Below are 15,394 nucleotides of genomic sequence, written 5' to 3' on the forward strand. Positions count from 1 at the left end.
ACAATCGGATCCGTCGCCATTCGCGTCTGAACGACGAGGCACCAGCGGTATTTGCTAAGCAGTTTGAGCTAGAAAATTAGAAATAAACCCAAAGCGTGGTGTCCGTGATTGACGCAGCCCTCATGCTTCACTGTGTCTTGCGTGAAAATATCCACTGTCTGGCTTTGTGCTGCCCTGCTGCTGACCGTAAAAATGCTCGTTATTGCGGGCGCGCATAACTATATGCGTCGTTCTGATGCCTATTGACGCGTTTAGCTTCGTTCTGATATGTTTGTCCCTGTCCCCATAAAACAGAACGAAGGGAAATTTCATGATTGATATCGCAAAAACGTCACTACTGTCTGCCGAGGACATCTGTGGCCGGTTAAGCATTAGTCGGAGTACGTTCGACCGCTGGCGAAAAATTCAACCAAACGCACAGTCTCCTTTTGGTTCGACTGGTGGATTTCAAACCAAGGTCTTGCGTGATATGCGGTCGCCATCGGATGTGGAAAACGAGAAAATTGGCCTTAGCCCATTCCCTGAGCCTGCGTTGAATGTTGGTGGTAGTCCTAGGTGGGACGCTGAGGACGTCAATGCTTGGTTAACGGCCAATAAGGACAAGCGCAACCGTCGAGGTTTCGGAAATAGCTCAGAGGGCTAAAATTTGATCGGCGATTACCCTTAGCCGCTGCAGCGGTTAAGGGTTTAGTACTTGTTTACTTGTAGGCGCTGACAACCCTGAGGAGTACATGACTTAAGTTCGTTACCGGTGTTTCTGTGAGGCAGTGCAAACTTTGTCGCTTTAATCGTTACTCCCTTTTAGGGAGGGGCAGGCTAATCACAAACTATTTTTGTGATTTTATTGACCTAAGCTGGTGGCTGAATCGCATAATAGATACCAAATCCTAGTGTGATAGGAAGAATTAATAGAGATATCCCAACCACCACTCTAAACCATAATGAGGTGCTAACTTTATTGGATAGACTCAAAAGAAATAGAAGTATTTGAGTGGCCGCTAATAAATATATAGGCATTGAGTAATCACTGTCGGCCATTAAAGCTAAAAATCCCTGTGCGGGCGTTAAACTCATTTATTGAACCCCATAAAATCCCATCTAAGTAAATCAAAGCTTTTTAAAAAATCGCTACTCGTATTTTTTGTGGTTGTATTGAGATAATCCCATACACCCTTAGAAGTTTCTGTATAAACGCCCCTTTCAATTGGTAGACCTGCATAGGCTTTCTGTGCGGGGTCTGCACCATTGCGACCAATGAGACGATTTATCCATGTAATGGGTCTGTGGATTGTGCTATCGGAATTGCCTTGATAAATATTGACGGTCTTGCTGCTTGTCGCCACTACCAGTTGGATGTGGTGTGCTCTACCCCCCGTTGATGAGCCTTTTAAGTCATGCGCAAGCGCTAAGATATCACCTGCTTTGAGTGATTCAGGATCTTTGACCGCCTCAGTATTGACTCCAAGGCGTTGCATATCAGGTGCTCCATAAGACAGCATGACCATTTCAGAGAAGCCGTAAACATTGGATTGATAATCTGCATGCGCCTTGGGATTGTAAACTTCCATATTCCAATATGTTCTGACTCCCGTAGTTAGCTTTACGGGTAAGCCTTTGGGGGCTGCATATTCACACAAGACTCTAATGGCGAAGTCTTCGCAGGTGAATTTGTTTTCTTTGATACTGCCTTCTTTGTCCCAGTATTGTTCTGTACGCAGTCGCTCGACAATAGCGGGCACAGCTCTTTGAAAGTCTAAGATGTCCTCTTCCTTCCAAAAGCGTGTTGTTTTCCAGAAAACCTTAAATGTTACTTTAACGCCTGCTTTGTCCGCTTTAGGTGTCAGTTTTACTGAGCTGGCTGTGGAAGCGTCTGCCATTATTTAGCCTGCTTTGCTATGTCGTAGTCCATTGCGTCCCCACTTTTCCCCGCTACTACGTGGGTCTTCCCGCCAGCATCTGTTTTCCCCTCTACTATTACTCCATCTGGGCCTTTTATTTGATAGGGTAAGCTGCTGATTGGCTTTCCTTCGTGATCTTGAAAGACAACGTGCTGATTAAATGCAGCGGCCAGACCTAGGGCTGATTTAGCAACTGTTTTAAGCGCTTCACTGACGGCGGATCCTTCTTGTGCTGCCCCCATTCCTTCATAAGTTCTGCCTACTTGCGGCATGCTGGATATGAGTACCGCTCCGCAGCTTATTTTATGTCCTTCTAGGGCTACCGGCTTACCATCAATATTCCACGAGGGGTCACCCTCAATAATCGTACAAGGCCCGTGGCCATTGATGGGGCAAGTTACAGTGTCGCCCATTCTTGCCACTGCCTTGCCAAAGAAAACTGACTTGGGAGCTGCGCTAACAACGGCTCCGCCGTGACTGGTTTGATCGCCTAATCTAATAACTCGCTTCATCTTGGCCTCGCTTATATTCAGGATTTAATTTTACTAATTATTCTTGTCTTGTTTTCTAAATTCTTACGTAGTGTGAATTTTTACATAAGCAAAAAGAAAGGCATAGGTGGTTTTATGTATGGTTTTGTTGTGCTTGGCCGTCGCTATGCCGCTACTTGACCGTATTCTCGCCCCGTTGCTTTATTTATCAAGGAACTATCAAGCTAAAAACCAACGGGGCGAGGGAAGGAGTGTGAGTAAATAGCTTGGTTTTTTCATATTTATTTATATTTTAGAAACAAAAAAACTAATAAAATCAAATTACTTAGAGCATATTTTTCGACGCTCCACATACTTTGCACTTGTTTGTGGGTATGCGAGATTACTTAAAATTTGTACCGACAGCATAAGCGCTGTCGGTACACGTCGGTACAAAAAAATATCAATAAATTCAATGTATTAAATCAACTTGTACCGATGTACCGACGTACCGACTAGGTTTTACCTTCTACACGGAAATTATTCTGCTAGTTTTAGCTGCTTTGCTTTGCCGTCTTGGTAGACCTCTGCAAGGTAGTTTGCCCACGCTTGTAGCATGGAGCGGCGCTCGTCTAGGTATGCGGCACGGTTATAGGCCGCTCTTACCGTGTTCTGCTCTGTATGGGATAGCTGCCTCTCAATAGCATCTGGATTAAACCCTGCTTCATTCAAAATTGTTGATGCAGTGGCTCTAAATCCGTGTGTAACAAGATTGCCGTTTTCCTTGTTCTTACCCCCGTAGCCAATCCGCTCAAGCGCCTTACCTGGTGTTGCTGTGCTCATAAAATGCATTGGACGAGTAAAGCTGGGGAATACATAGGGATTGCTGGGGACTCTGTGCTGCTCCAGCTCACGAAAGGCGGCAAGTACCTGACTGGATAACGGCACGATGTGTGGGCTGGCTGACGCTTTTAGTTTGTGAACTAATTTTCTGTTTTCTGGTGGGATAGTCCACAGGCCAGCCTCAAAATCAATGTGTACCCATTCGGCCCTTACTGTTTCACCAATACGGGTAAAGCATTGCATGATGATTTGGATGAGTAAGCGCGTTTGTAGTGTGAAGTTGTCAGCCGAATACAGTGCATTTAAAAAAGCTGGTAACTCATCAAACCGAAGGGCAGGGTGCTTGATGCTTACGGGTGGTTGCAAAGCGTCGATTAAATCTGCGGCGGGGTTGTGCTTGGCGTAGCCAGAGACAATGCCCAAACGAAAAATAGCGTTACATCTCTCCCTGAGGCGCTTGGCCGTATCTCTTTTTCCTGTGATTTCTACTTTGCGTAATACTTCCAAGACTTCTTGGGGTTCTATGGTGGCGACAGGGCGCTTCCCTAGCGAAGGGAAGAGGTAGCACGTTAAAGACGTTAAAACAGCCTCAGCGTGCCTTGGTGCCCAGTCCCTCGCCTTTATTCTGTGCCATTCCCTTGCCACAGCCTCAAAAGTGTTCTTATCAGCCATAACTCGGGCTAATTTTTCTGTTTGGCGTTGTGTATTGGGGTCTGTGCCATCGCCAAGAAGCTTCCTTGCCTCATCGCGCTTAATTCGGGCAGTCTTTAGTGAGACTTCCGGATAAACGCCCAGCGCAAGGGATTTTTCTTTATTGGCCCAGCGATATTTGAAGCGCCAGTACTTAGCGCCGGTTGGCATAACCCAGAGCGATAAACCTAGGCCATCTGCCAGTTTTAAAACCTTTCCATCTTCTTTGGGTTTTGCTTTGTCTACTTCAAGTTTTGTGAGGGGCATAAGTTGGGGGTATCTGTGTGGGGGTATCTAAAAATTATACCCCCAAAGATACCCCCAGATACCCCCGTCTTTGGTCGTGAATACTCGGCTTGCCCCGTAAACAAAAAACCCGCATAAGCTAGCGTTTATGCGGGTTTTACGTTCGTTCTAGGTGCTTACAGAATCTTACTCAGGCCGCATCTGCGGAAAGAGAATTACATCGCGGATGCTTGGTGAGTCGGTTAGTAGCATGACCAAGCGATCGATACCAATACCGCAGCCACCGGTTGGTGGCATGCCAGATTCTAGGGTGCGGATGTAATCTGCATCAAAGTGCATGGCTTCATCGTCCCCAGCGTCTTTTTGCTCAACCTGTGCCATAAAGCGTTCGGCTTGATCTTCTGGATCGTTCAACTCTGAGTAGCCATTGGCGTGTTCACGGCCAACCATAAATAGCTCGAAGCGCTCGGTAATGCCTGGTTTGCTGTCGTTGGCGCGGGCCAGCGGGGAGACTTCAGCTGGGTAATCGATAATAAAAGTCGGCTCCCACAGCTTGGCTTCGGTGTTTTCTTCAAACAGCGCTAATTGCAATGCGCCAACGCCTGCGTTTGGCATTGGCTTGCCACCCAAACGAACCACTTCTGCCGCCAAGAACGCTTGATCGTTCAACTGCTCGTCGGTGTATTCTGGGTTGTAAGCTTTGATCGAGTCTGCGATGGTATAGCGGGCAAAGGGCTTGGACAAATCAACTTCTTTGCCCTGATAGGTGATCACGGTACTGCCTGTTGCCAGCTCGGCGCAAGCACGGATAATGCCTTCAGACATTTCCATCATGCGCTGGTAGTCAGAATACGCCTCGTAGAATTCGATCATAGTAAATTCTGGATTATGGCGCGTGCTCATGCCTTCATTACGGAAAGAGCGGTTAATTTCAAATACGCGCTCTAGACCGCCAACGATCAGACGTTTGAGGTAAAGCTCTGGGGCAATGCGCAGGTAAAGCGGCATATCCAGCGCATTATGGTGCGTTACAAATGGCTTGGCCGTTGCGCCGCCGGGGATGCCGTGCATCATCGGGGTTTCAACTTCTAAGTAGCTTTCAGCAACCATATAGTCACGAATACACTGCACAATTTTAGAGCGCTTGATAAATGTGCTGCGGCTTAGATCGTTAGTAATCAAATCTAAGTGACGCTGACGATAAATTTGCTCTTGATCGGCCAAACCATGGTGCTTGTCTGGAAGAGGGCGTAAAGATTTGGTCAGCAAACGCAGTTCAGTGACTTGGATCGACAGCTCGCCAGTATTGGTTTTCATTAGCTTGCCACGGGCAGCGATAATATCGCCCATATCCCAAGTCTTAAAGCTGTCGTAAACCTCTTCACCCACTTTATCTTTGCTGATAAAAAACTGAATTCGGCCTGTGGAATCTTGTACGGTGGCAAAGCTCGCCTTGCCCATTACACGTTTAAGCATCATGCGGCCAGCAACGGCAACGCTGACTTCTGCCGCTTCCATAGCAGCTTTTTCAAGCTCGCCATACTTGGCTTGTAAGTCACCGGCCAAGTTTTCGCGCTTGAAGTCATTCGGATAAGCCACGCCAGCAGCACGCAGCGCCGTCAGCTTGGCACGGCGCTCTGAAATAATCTGATTTTCATCTTGCTGGATAATTTGTTCTTCAGACATTTTTATATAAACCCAAATCTTGAACCACAGAGGACACAGAGAACACGGAGGTTCACGGAGAAAACCCTTAAAGCACGATACGTTTAATGCCGTGCTTTAATAAAGTGGTATTGAAGTTAATCAACAGGCCAACTTTGTGGCCACTTAGTCTTAAATAAGTTAGTAGCTGTGCTTCATGTATTGCTGATAAGTGTTCACAACTTTTTAATTCAACAATGATCTGCCCGCTAACCAGTAAATCGAGTCGAAATGCGTGCTCAACAATGGTGTTCTTGTAGTGAATTTTGCAATCCACTTGTCGTTCTGCAGTTAGCCCACGTAAAAATAGCTCGTGTACCAAGCATGTTTCGTAGGCAGATTCAAGCAAGCCAGGCCCAAGATGACGATGTACTTCAATGGCTGCTCCCAAAATATCATCGGTCAACTCGCTCAATTGCATCAGAAACCTCTATGAAATATGCCTTACAGCTTCTTGAGTATTTACATGTTGCGACGAGCCTTGGGGAGCGGTGCTAGGCAACAAAAAACGAAGAGATGGCCTTAAATAAACCCTCGCGATTTTCTCCGTGAAACTCCGTGAAACTCCGTGAAACTCCGTGTTCTCTGTGCCCTCCGTGGTTCAAGGTTTGGGTTTTAGAAGCTTAAACCCCGTGCTTCAAGCTGGCGGCGATGAAGCCATCTAGGTCGCCGTCCATGACACCCTTGATATTGCCGACTTCGAAGCTGGTGCGCAGATCTTTGATTCGGCTCTGGTCAAACACATAAGAGCGGATCTGATGGCCCCAGCCGATATCGGATTTAGTTGCTTCCAATGATTGCTGGGCTTCCATGCGTTTACGCAGTTCCAACTCATACAATTTGGCGCGGAGCATTTTCCATGCTTCGTCACGGTTTTTGTGCTGGGAACGGTCATTCTGGCATTGCACGACAGTATTGGTCGGGATGTGCGTCAAGCGAACCGCAGAATCCGTTTTATTAATGTGCTGACCACCCGCGCCAGAAGCACGGTAAGTATCGGTGCGCACATCTGCCGGATTGATTTCAATCTCGAAACTATCGTCCACTTCTGGGTAAACAAACACGGAGGCAAACGAGGTATGGCGGCGATTATTTGAATCGTAAGGCGAGCAACGAACCAAGCGATGCACGCCGGTTTCTGTGCGCAAAAAGCCGTAAGCGTAGTCGCCGGTCAGCTTGATCGTCGCCTGACTGATACCCACGATATCGCCGTCTGATTGCTCCATCACTTCAACGGTGAAGCCTTTGCGCTCGCCATAACGAACATACATGCGTAGCAGCATGCCCGCCCAGTCTTGCGCCTCAGTACCGCCAGCGCCCGATTGAATGTCGATAAAGCAGGGCATTGGATCCATTGGATGGTTAAACATCCGGCGGAATTCCAGCTCTTCAATACGAGCCTGAATGGCGGTGACGTCATCAGCCACGGCCTGCAGGGTATCGAAATCGCCTTCTTCCTTGCCCATATCAAATAGGTCTTTTGCATCGACTAAGCCACTGGTCACTTCATCCAGCACCACAACCACGCCTTCAAGTGCCTTTTTTTCGCGGCCTAATTCTTGCGCTTTTTTCTGATCGTTCCAGATATCCGGGTCTTCCATAAGACGCACAACTTCTTCAAGTCGATCGCTTTTGCCGGGATAATCGAGGTAACGACGTAGTTCTTCGCTGCGGGAAGCCAAATCTATAATTTGGTTCGCAATCTGATTAAGCTGTTCTGCTTCCATGCCTGTGGCTTTGTCCCATTAAGACGGCTTGCAGCCGGTCTAACTTAAGCGATCGTTGCGAGGGGAAGTCCGGCTTGAGACACATATCGCGTATTTTTGAGGAGAATAGCGGGCTATTCAACGAAAAAATGCGTGAAATGTGGCCAAATCCGGCTTTTCCGCAGTAGATCTGTCTTAAGTCTGGCAGGCTGCACACACTAAAGCGCGAAATTATACCGTGAGAGTGGCATTCAAGGGGAGCCAAAAACAGAAAATTGCTAAAAGTACGTTTATTGCTAGGGTATATTGGCTTATACCTGTACTGAAATTTGCGGAATACTGACTTGAATGGCTGTTGTGTTGCCATCAGCGGCGTAGACCATAGGCGTATTTGCTTGCTTCGCTGCTTGCTCTAAAGCCGCTGTCGCTTTTGATAAGGTGCTATCCATAGCTTTTATGGCGTCGTTATAGAGCGACTTATCGGTTTTTGAATCTCTTTTACTTTTTTGCAGCTCTAAGGCCAAGAGTAGCTTGGCTTTTTGCATGATTTTCTTGGCATCTTCTAAAAAATCACGATCTTGCGCGCTCATGCCATGTTTGGATTGCAGTGCAGCAAGAGGGTCGCTGGTTTTTTTATCAGTTTTTTCTTCTTGCTTTTGTAAGGCTTGCTCTGCGGCTTGCCCAATTTTTTCTGCCTCTACCTTGCTGGCGGAGGTATTTTCTGCAGGTGTAGCGGGGCGGCCCCCCGCGATAGCTGGGGTTTGTACCGCACCATCACCACTGATCCCTGCGTATTCTGCAACAGCCGCCGCGATTTGTTTGGCCAGCCTTGCTGCAGCCGCTACATTACCTTTGCCTACGCCTGCAAATTTCAACATGCCATCCAATTGGCGCTTTAGCATATCCAATCTTGCTTTGGCCGCATTTTTACGGCTGGCGATTGGATCCCACTTGGGGATTTTGAATGACAATGCGCTGGTTTGTGTAGAGTCGTCTGTTTCGCCAACGCGTTGCCGCGTATTAGGGGACGAAATCAACGCGGGCATGGATTCAGCAGCAATTTTCATAGGGAAAACCTTAGGGAGAAAGCGAGCAGTCAGTCTTATGACTATATATCGAAGAAAACCCGTAAACCTTTAATGTTATTTATGAAATATAGCGTGGGCAAAGGCGGTTTATCTTGTCTACGCAGCTGCGCGGCGTGGGCAAAAATGTGTTTCCCTAAGATGCTTACGCTGGCAGAGCTGGAGCATCAACCAATGTTCCCACACAAAAAAATGCGGCCCCTCAACAGGGCCGCATTTTTTATGATCGCGCATTGGGGCTTGCTTGAGTTAAAGGCTAACACCCCGATCTGCGACACGCACCAACGCTTTTTTCCTTACACCGCCAAGCGATGACGAATTTCGCGCAAGGCGGCAGACATCATGGCTAAATCTGGCGCTAATGTTTTCATTTCTTCAAACATACGGCGGCAGTGGGCGATGGCTGTTTCTTGGCTGCTTAACCATGATTCAACCCTTACTGCAGGCGTAGCACCTGGGCTTAGCTCCAAAGCTGCGCTGGTCAGGGCAATGTGGGCACGCTGCAGATCATCACGGCATGCTAAGCGGGCCAGCGTTTGCCAGTGGTTGGCGCGTGGCAATTGCTCGATCAAGCCGTGCAACCAATCTAGCTCTAGCGCATCACCAAGGGCAAAGTGCACCGTTGCCACCGCGTCTACTTCTGCGGATTTTTTCTTAGTGAGCAGCGCGATATTCAGCAGCTGCGTTGCACCATCAAGGCAGGCACTTTGTCTAGCAAGGGCAGCGGGTACGCCTGCCTCTAGCCAGCTTTGGGTGATCTCTGCCTGTCTGGCTGAACCGGCATACCATTCTGGCAATTGCGGCAGCAGAGCCGGGATTTTGCCTTTTAGATCGCGGATCAGCTCTGCGTAATCTGGCAGGGTGTCTTGGTTTTGCACCAGCCAACGTGTTGCGTGCTCTAACTGACGACGCTCGCGCAGCAACATGGAATATTGCATAGTGGCCGGAATCGCATTATCTAACGATTCAATAGCAACAAAACGGGCTTCGCTATCGAGCAGCTCGGTCGCATCGTACCAAGCACGCACAATCGTGGCTGGAGGCAACTCGGTTTCCTCAGAAAGACGGAACACAAAGCTGATGCCCATGCGGTTGATGGTGCGGTTGGTCAGCTCATTGGCCACAATTTCACGGCGCAGTGGATGCTCACCTAGGCGATCACCAAAACGATCAACCAGCGGTTTAGGGAAGTAAGCTGCCAGCAGGCCATCCCAATCTGCGCTATCCGGTAAATCGCTTGCCAGCAAGTCTTGGAATAGCGCCATTTTGGCGTAAGCCAGTAATACGGCCAGCTCTGGGCGCTCTAAGCCCTTGCCCTCTTGCTGACGTGCAGCGATTTGTGTGTCAGTTGGCAAGAATTCAATGCGGCGAGATAGGCGACCGCTTTTTTCCAGTGCTTGCATAAAGCGCTGATGCACCGGCAACAGCGAAGCAGTCTGCTGATATTCAAGGCTGATGGCTTCGGTTTGCAGATAGTTATCACGCAGTACCAAATGGCCCACTTCGTCTGTCATAGAAGCCAGCAGATCATTACGCTGCTTCATAGTGAGATCGCCACCGGCCATAATCCGCCCCAGCAAAATCTTGATATTGACTTCGTGGTCAGAGCAATCCACACCGGCAGAATTATCAATTGCATCCGTATGCACACGGCCACCGTGCGCTGCGTATTCAACCCGCCCTAATTGGGTAAAGCCCAAGTTGCCGCCTTCGGCGATGACTTTGCAGCGGAATTCCTTACCGTCGATACGCACGGCATCGGTGCCACGGTCATTCGCTTCGGCCGGAGTCTGAGTCGATGCCTTGCCGTATGTACCAATCCCACCGTTGTAGAACAGATCAACGGGCGCTTTCAGCATGGCTCGAATCAGCTCGCTTGGCTCCAGCTCATCCGCCTCTACATCAAGGATGGCTTTGACTTCTGCCGATAGCGGAATAGTCTTGGCATTGCGTGGCCAGATACCGCCGCCCGCAGAGATCAGCTCCGCGTTGTAATCGGCCCATGAGGAGCGGGGCAGATCAAACAAACGTGCGCGCTCTTTAAACGACACGGCAGGATCTGGGTTTGGATCAAGGAAAATATGGCGGTGATCAAACGCACCTAGCAACTTAGTGTGCTCGCTACGTAGCAAGCCGTTACCAAACACGTCCCCAGACATGTCCCCGACGCCAATCACAGTAAATTCATCGGTACGGGTATTGATGCCCAGCTCACGGAACTGACGCTCTACCGAAACCCATGCGCCCTTGGCGGTAATGCCCATTTTTTTGTGGTCGTAACCTACTGAGCCGCCCGAAGCAAAAGCGTCGTCTAGCCAGAAACCATAGTCGCGGGAAATACCGTTGGCGATATCAGAGAAAGTGGCCGTGCCTTTATCGGCAGCCACCACCAGATAAGGATCATCCTCGTCTAAACGATGGACTTGTAACGGGTGCACCACTTGCCCAGCCACCAAGTTATCGGTTAAATCCAGCAAACCACGAATAAAGTTTTTGTAGCATTCAATGCCACGCGCCATCAGCGTTTCGCGATCGCTTGGTGGGTTTTTCACCACAAAGCCACCCTTAGAGCCAACCGGCACAATCACGGTGTTTTTTACCATCTGCGCTTTGACTAAGCCCAAGACTTCAGTACGGAAGTCTTCACGGCGATCAGACCAGCGCAAACCACCACGAGCCACTTTGCCACCGCGTAAATGCACGCCTTCCATTTCTGGCGAGTAAACAAAGATTTCAAATAACGGCACAGGCTGCGGCATATTTGGAATGCGCGCCGATTCAATCTTGAACGAGGTATAAGATTTAAGCTTGCCTTCGCCATCTTGCTGGAAGAAGTTAGTCCGTACCGTGGCCAAAATCGCGGCCAGCAAGCTGGATAAGATGCGTTCTTCGTCCACGCTAGATTGGTTAGCGCACGCTTGGCGAATCTCTTCAGCCAGAATCTCAGCCACACCAGCAGAATTGGTCACCGGATCATGCGACATCACAAACAGAGCGGCTAGCTGGCCGCTGAGCTTGCCGTGGCGTAATAGGCAATCTGCGATAATTTCAATGCCGTACTTCAGGTTAACCTGACGCATATAGCAAGAGTAAGCACGCAGGATCAACACTTCACGCCAAGCTAGGCCCGCACCCAAAATCAGGCGGTTAAAGCTATCGTTTTCGCAAGCACCTTCAAAAATAGCAGTAAACGCGGCGATTAGGCGCTCACGATCAATGCTGTTTTCTAGCGACGTGCCTACAGGCAGGCGCAAGCCAATATCAATAATCCAAGCATGCTCGGTTTGATCAAAAGTCAGCGCATACGGACGCTCATCCAGTACACGCACACCAAGGTTTTCTAGCAGCGGCAGGCAATCTGATAGCTCAATAGGCTTGCCACGGTAAAGCTTCAAACGCCACAGGGTAGGATCAACCACGCTACCTGGTGAAAGGGTAATGGCGATCTTGTCATTCTTTAAGCTGGCTTCTAGCGCTTCGATGTCGTAAACCGCCACGCGGCCTGTGAAATCTGCGCAGTAAGCGGGGGAGAAGGCACGTTGGTAACGCTGATACAGCGCGGCACCGGTTTCTTCGCCACGTACATGGGTCAGCTGATTGCGTAAATCATCTTGCCAGCGCTGTGCGGCACGGGCGATTTCGTCTTCAATCTCTTTGACGTCATACACAATGCGCTCGCCAACGGGCAGGTGAATCAGGAAGTGAATCCGTGCCAGCGGGCTATCAGCCAGCAATACATTGAATTCAGCCTCGTAACCACCTAGGCGTTCCATTAGGATTTTTTCTACTTTAACGCGCACTTCCGTGGTGTAGTTATCACGCGGCACAAACAGCATCACCGATACATAGCGGCGATACAGATCTTCACGGAAGAAAGTACGTACGCGGCTGCGCTCGTGCAGGCTAACTACACCCTGAGCAATACGCGCCAGATCATCGATGCCGATTTCCAGCAGCTCATCGCGCGGATAGGTATCGATGACATTCAGTAGCGCTTTACCACGATAGCCGCCTACATCCGCATCGCTAGCCAGTAAGACGGCATTAATTTTTTTACGTACCAGCGGGATGTTGCGTGGTGGCGTGGTGTAAGCGCTGGCAGTATATAAACCAAGGATACGTAACTCGCCGATAACTTTGCCTGTGGCATCTACTTCGCGCAGGCTCACCATGTCTAAATACACAGGGCGGTGAATCAGAGAGCGTGTATCGGCCTTGGTCATTAAAATAAGCTGATCGGCAGCATAAGCGCGTTGGCGCAGATCCACCGGCAGGGAGGCCCAAGTGTGCGATAGGCCGGAGTCGCCCGCATCACGCAGCAGGCCGTGGCCAGAGCCGCCAACAAAATGCAAGTCACCATTTTCTGCAAAGCGGTAATCACGCACGCCAAGGAAAATAAAGTGACCCGCCAGCATCCATTCTAAAAAGGCGCTTGTTTCACGCACCAGCACAATATCCAGCGGAGGCGGACGATGGCGCAAGCCTTCTAGTGCAGCCGTGACGCGATCAGCCATGGCAGGCCAATCAGTCACACACGCATCCAGCATATCTAGGGCGTTGTTTAAATCATTCTCTAACTGAGTAATGGCATCGCTAGAGGTGATGCGGTCTATTTCAATATGCATCCATGATTCGGCTGCGCCAGCTTCATCCATCTCTTGCCAATCGCCGTTTTCCTGACGTGCGACTTGCAATACTGGGTGCACCACCTGATGCACGCCATAGCCACGGCGCGCCACCGACATACCGATGGTGTCAACTAAGAAAGGGCGATCAGGCTGGACGATCTCGATCACGGTATGGCTACTTTGCCAGCCGTGATCAGGTACGCTTGGATTATAAATACGCAATTTGCGTGTATTGGCCACGCGGTTGCGCGCCATGCGCCAATGCGCAAGTACCGCGCCAAACCAATCTTCCGGCGTTTTTTCTATTAAATCGTCTTCAGAAATGTGGGCGAAGTAAGCAGAGAGAAAATCTTGGGTGATCGGCTGGTCACTCGCCGCAGCAAGTTCACCTAGTGCTTTGAGTGTGGACAAAACGGTCATAACAGAAGCTCCGGTTCAGTGTGCCCTGACTCTATACCCACCTTTCAGGCATTGCCAGCTTTGGCGCATCATGATTTTCACTAATAGCAGGATTACAATAGTAAGAATATTGCAGCCAAGTTGTTGTTGTTAATGAATAAGCCTGACAGCATGTTATTTTTAACAATAGGGTAAATTGTAAACTTCAAGAATATTTAATTTATGAAACGTTCGGAAAATCCATTCATCCTACGTAAGTAAAAACACCTATATCCATGTATTTACTGGCTTCTACTTAAAAGAACGCGCTTTTATTTGCATACTTTAAATAATGCCTTATGGTGTTTTTAAAACGATTGTTTCAATGAAATTAAATAAATAGGATTGTTTTTGTGATTAAAATATGCGCAATAAAAAGCGTATTTATTTCTTCATGTTTACACCCCAATTACAAGGAAAAGACTTGTCTAGAGCAGAGCGTTTACTCGCCTTAATGCAAAAATTGCGTTTGTATCATTACCCAGTCAGCGGCGCTATTTTGGCGGGTGAGCTAGGCATTAGCCTGCGTACGCTCTACCGCGACATTGCCAGCTTACAATCGCAAGGTGCGCAAATTGAGGGCGAAGCTGGCTTAGGATTTGTCTTAAGGCCAGGATTTACTTTGCCACCGCTGATGTTTAGCGTTGAAGAGATTGAAGCCTTGGCCCTAGGGGCTAAATGGGTGGCCAGCCGCACCGATGCCCGCTTAGGCGCAGCGGCTAGCCACGCTTTAAGTAAGATTGCGGCAGTATTGCCCACAGAGCTGCGCTTAGAATTAGATACGGCGGCCTTACTGATCGGCCCCAGCCAACAGCCCAATGACTCTGACGAAATACTTGGCTTAATCAGAGAAGCCATCCGCCATGAATGTAAGCTAGAGCTGCATTATTTAGATGCGCAAGGCAAACAATCCACTCGCATCATCTGGCCCTGCGCCTTGGCTTTTTTTGATTACGCAAGAGTAGTGATTGCATGGTGCGAGGCACGCCAAGCTTTTCGCCACTTTAGGGTGGATAGAATTAAATCACTGCTATCACAAGAGCAGCGTTACCCCAAGCGCCGTCAAGCCTTACTAAAAGCTTGGCGAGTAGCGGAAGGGATTACCGAGCAAAGGCATTGATCTTGTTGCTTAGCAACTGAAGTAACGCAGTAGCCTCTGGCTAGATTTAGCTTGTGCTCAGTAATATTCGTCAGTGCGATTAAAAAGCGTATAGCCCACAAAGTTCGGATGGTGTGTTAACTACTGACAAAAACTGACACAAGCCCCCGCTAAACTTCAGGCATCACTAAAGCGACGGAGTCCCACCATGTTTAATCCTGATTTTGTACTGCTGTATGTAGATAGCCCAACGGCCAGCGCCACGTTTTACCAGAGCATACTAGGCCATGAGCCGATTGAGCTTTCTGCTACCTTTGCACTCTTTAAGTTGGAATCTGGCCTTAAGCTTGGCCTGTGGTCAAAACACACCGTGGAGCCAGCAGCGGGCACAACCGGGGGCGGGGTGGAGCTGGCGTTTTTGCTGCAAGGGCGAGAAGCCGTGCAAGCTCAGTACGAAATTTGGCGTAAGCAGGGCCTAGCCATCGCCCAAGAACCTACCGCTATGGATTTTGGCTACACCTTTGTGGCGCTCGATCCAGACGCGCATCGCTTGCGTGTGTACTCCCTAGAGTGACATGCTGGATTGC

The 15,394-nt window shown here is 49.0% G+C and carries 11 protein-coding genes; 3 read left to right on the forward strand and 8 right to left on the reverse strand.

What is annotated here, in order from left to right; genetic code table 11:
- Positions 1 to 310: 310 nt before the first annotated feature.
- Positions 311 to 643 carry a hypothetical protein gene (locus tag R6242_RS19965; RefSeq protein WP_318430267.1) on the forward strand — a complete coding sequence of 111 codons (333 nt, stop codon included), beginning with the start codon at positions 311 to 313 and terminating at the stop codon, positions 641 to 643.
- Between the two features lie 427 nt (positions 644 to 1,070).
- Here the strand turns inward: R6242_RS19965 and R6242_RS19970 are convergent, their stop codons facing one another.
- The 8 genes from R6242_RS19970 to R6242_RS20005 form a co-directional block, all read right to left on the reverse strand.
- Positions 1,071 to 1,877: a hypothetical protein gene (locus R6242_RS19970; RefSeq protein WP_318430269.1), complete on the reverse strand. Its 807-nt coding sequence runs from the start codon at positions 1,875 to 1,877 to the stop codon at positions 1,071 to 1,073.
- Positions 1,877 to 2,410: a PAAR domain-containing protein gene (locus R6242_RS19975; RefSeq protein ID WP_318430271.1), complete on the reverse strand. Its 534-nt coding sequence runs from the start codon at positions 2,408 to 2,410 to the stop codon at positions 1,877 to 1,879. The genes R6242_RS19970 and R6242_RS19975 overlap by 1 nt, the downstream gene beginning before the upstream one ends.
- 498 nt (positions 2,411 to 2,908) lie before the next feature.
- Positions 2,909 to 4,168, reverse strand: coding sequence for a tyrosine-type recombinase/integrase (locus R6242_RS19980; protein ID WP_318430273.1), 1,260 nt, complete (start codon positions 4,166 to 4,168; stop codon positions 2,909 to 2,911).
- A gap of 165 nt (positions 4,169 to 4,333) precedes the next feature.
- On the reverse strand, positions 4,334 to 5,833 hold the full coding sequence (lysS, locus tag R6242_RS19985; RefSeq protein WP_318430275.1) for a lysine--tRNA ligase: 1,500 nt from the start codon (positions 5,831 to 5,833) through the stop codon (positions 4,334 to 4,336).
- Positions 5,834 to 5,900: 67 nt separating this feature from the next.
- Entirely contained in the window at positions 5,901 to 6,272 is a 372-nt protein-coding gene (locus R6242_RS19990; protein WP_318430277.1) for a GxxExxY protein, read from the reverse strand.
- 202 nt (positions 6,273 to 6,474) lie between these two features.
- Entirely contained in the window at positions 6,475 to 7,578 is a 1,104-nt protein-coding gene (gene prfB / locus R6242_RS19995; protein ID WP_318430279.1) for a peptide chain release factor 2, read from the reverse strand.
- A gap of 290 nt (positions 7,579 to 7,868) precedes the next feature.
- Positions 7,869 to 8,624 (reverse strand): hypothetical protein, encoded by a 756-nt coding sequence (locus R6242_RS20000; RefSeq protein ID WP_318430281.1) that lies wholly within the window; start codon positions 8,622 to 8,624, stop codon positions 7,869 to 7,871.
- 314 nt (positions 8,625 to 8,938) lie between these two features.
- On the reverse strand, positions 8,939 to 13,690 hold the full coding sequence (locus R6242_RS20005; RefSeq protein WP_318430282.1) for an NAD-glutamate dehydrogenase: 4,752 nt from the start codon (positions 13,688 to 13,690) through the stop codon (positions 8,939 to 8,941).
- Between the two features lie 442 nt (positions 13,691 to 14,132).
- On the opposite strand from R6242_RS20005, the gene R6242_RS20010 reads away from it, so the two are divergent.
- Together R6242_RS20010 and R6242_RS20015 are read left to right on the forward strand one after the other, a co-directional pair.
- On the forward strand, positions 14,133 to 14,828 hold the full coding sequence (locus R6242_RS20010; protein WP_318430284.1) for a YafY family protein: 696 nt from the start codon (positions 14,133 to 14,135) through the stop codon (positions 14,826 to 14,828).
- 187 nt (positions 14,829 to 15,015) lie between these two features.
- A complete protein-coding gene (locus R6242_RS20015; protein WP_318430286.1) occupies positions 15,016 to 15,381 on the forward strand; it encodes a VOC family protein in 366 nt (121 codons plus the stop codon).
- Positions 15,382 to 15,394 lie beyond the last annotated feature (13 nt).

Origin of the sequence: Iodobacter sp. CM08 (genome assembly GCF_033446605.1) — a bacterium.
Lineage (GTDB): Bacteria > Pseudomonadota > Gammaproteobacteria > Burkholderiales > Chitinibacteraceae > Iodobacter.

What these genes read in the sequence shown, in the direction of transcription:
- R6242_RS19980 (WP_318430273.1), bottom strand. Translation starts at nt 4,168, where the DNA reads ATGCCCCTCACAAAACTTGAAGTAGACAAAGCAAAACCCAAAGAAGAT.
- lysS (WP_318430275.1), bottom strand. Translation starts at nt 5,833, where the DNA reads ATGTCTGAAGAACAAATTATCCAGCAAGATGAAAATCAGATTATTTCA.
- R6242_RS20005 (WP_318430282.1), bottom strand. Translation starts at nt 13,690, where the DNA reads ATGACCGTTTTGTCCACACTCAAAGCACTAGGTGAACTTGCTGCGGCG.
- R6242_RS19990 (WP_318430277.1), bottom strand. Translation starts at nt 6,272, where the DNA reads ATGCAATTGAGCGAGTTGACCGATGATATTTTGGGAGCAGCCATTGAA.
- R6242_RS19965 (WP_318430267.1), top strand. Translation starts at nt 311, where the DNA reads ATGATTGATATCGCAAAAACGTCACTACTGTCTGCCGAGGACATCTGT.
- R6242_RS19970 (WP_318430269.1), bottom strand. Translation starts at nt 1,877, where the DNA reads ATGGCAGACGCTTCCACAGCCAGCTCAGTAAAACTGACACCTAAAGCG.
- prfB (WP_318430279.1), bottom strand. Translation starts at nt 7,578, where the DNA reads ATGGAAGCAGAACAGCTTAATCAGATTGCGAACCAAATTATAGATTTG.
- R6242_RS19975 (WP_318430271.1), bottom strand. Translation starts at nt 2,410, where the DNA reads ATGAAGCGAGTTATTAGATTAGGCGATCAAACCAGTCACGGCGGAGCC.
- R6242_RS20015 (WP_318430286.1), top strand. Translation starts at nt 15,016, where the DNA reads ATGTTTAATCCTGATTTTGTACTGCTGTATGTAGATAGCCCAACGGCC.
- R6242_RS20000 (WP_318430281.1), bottom strand. Translation starts at nt 8,624, where the DNA reads ATGAAAATTGCTGCTGAATCCATGCCCGCGTTGATTTCGTCCCCTAAT.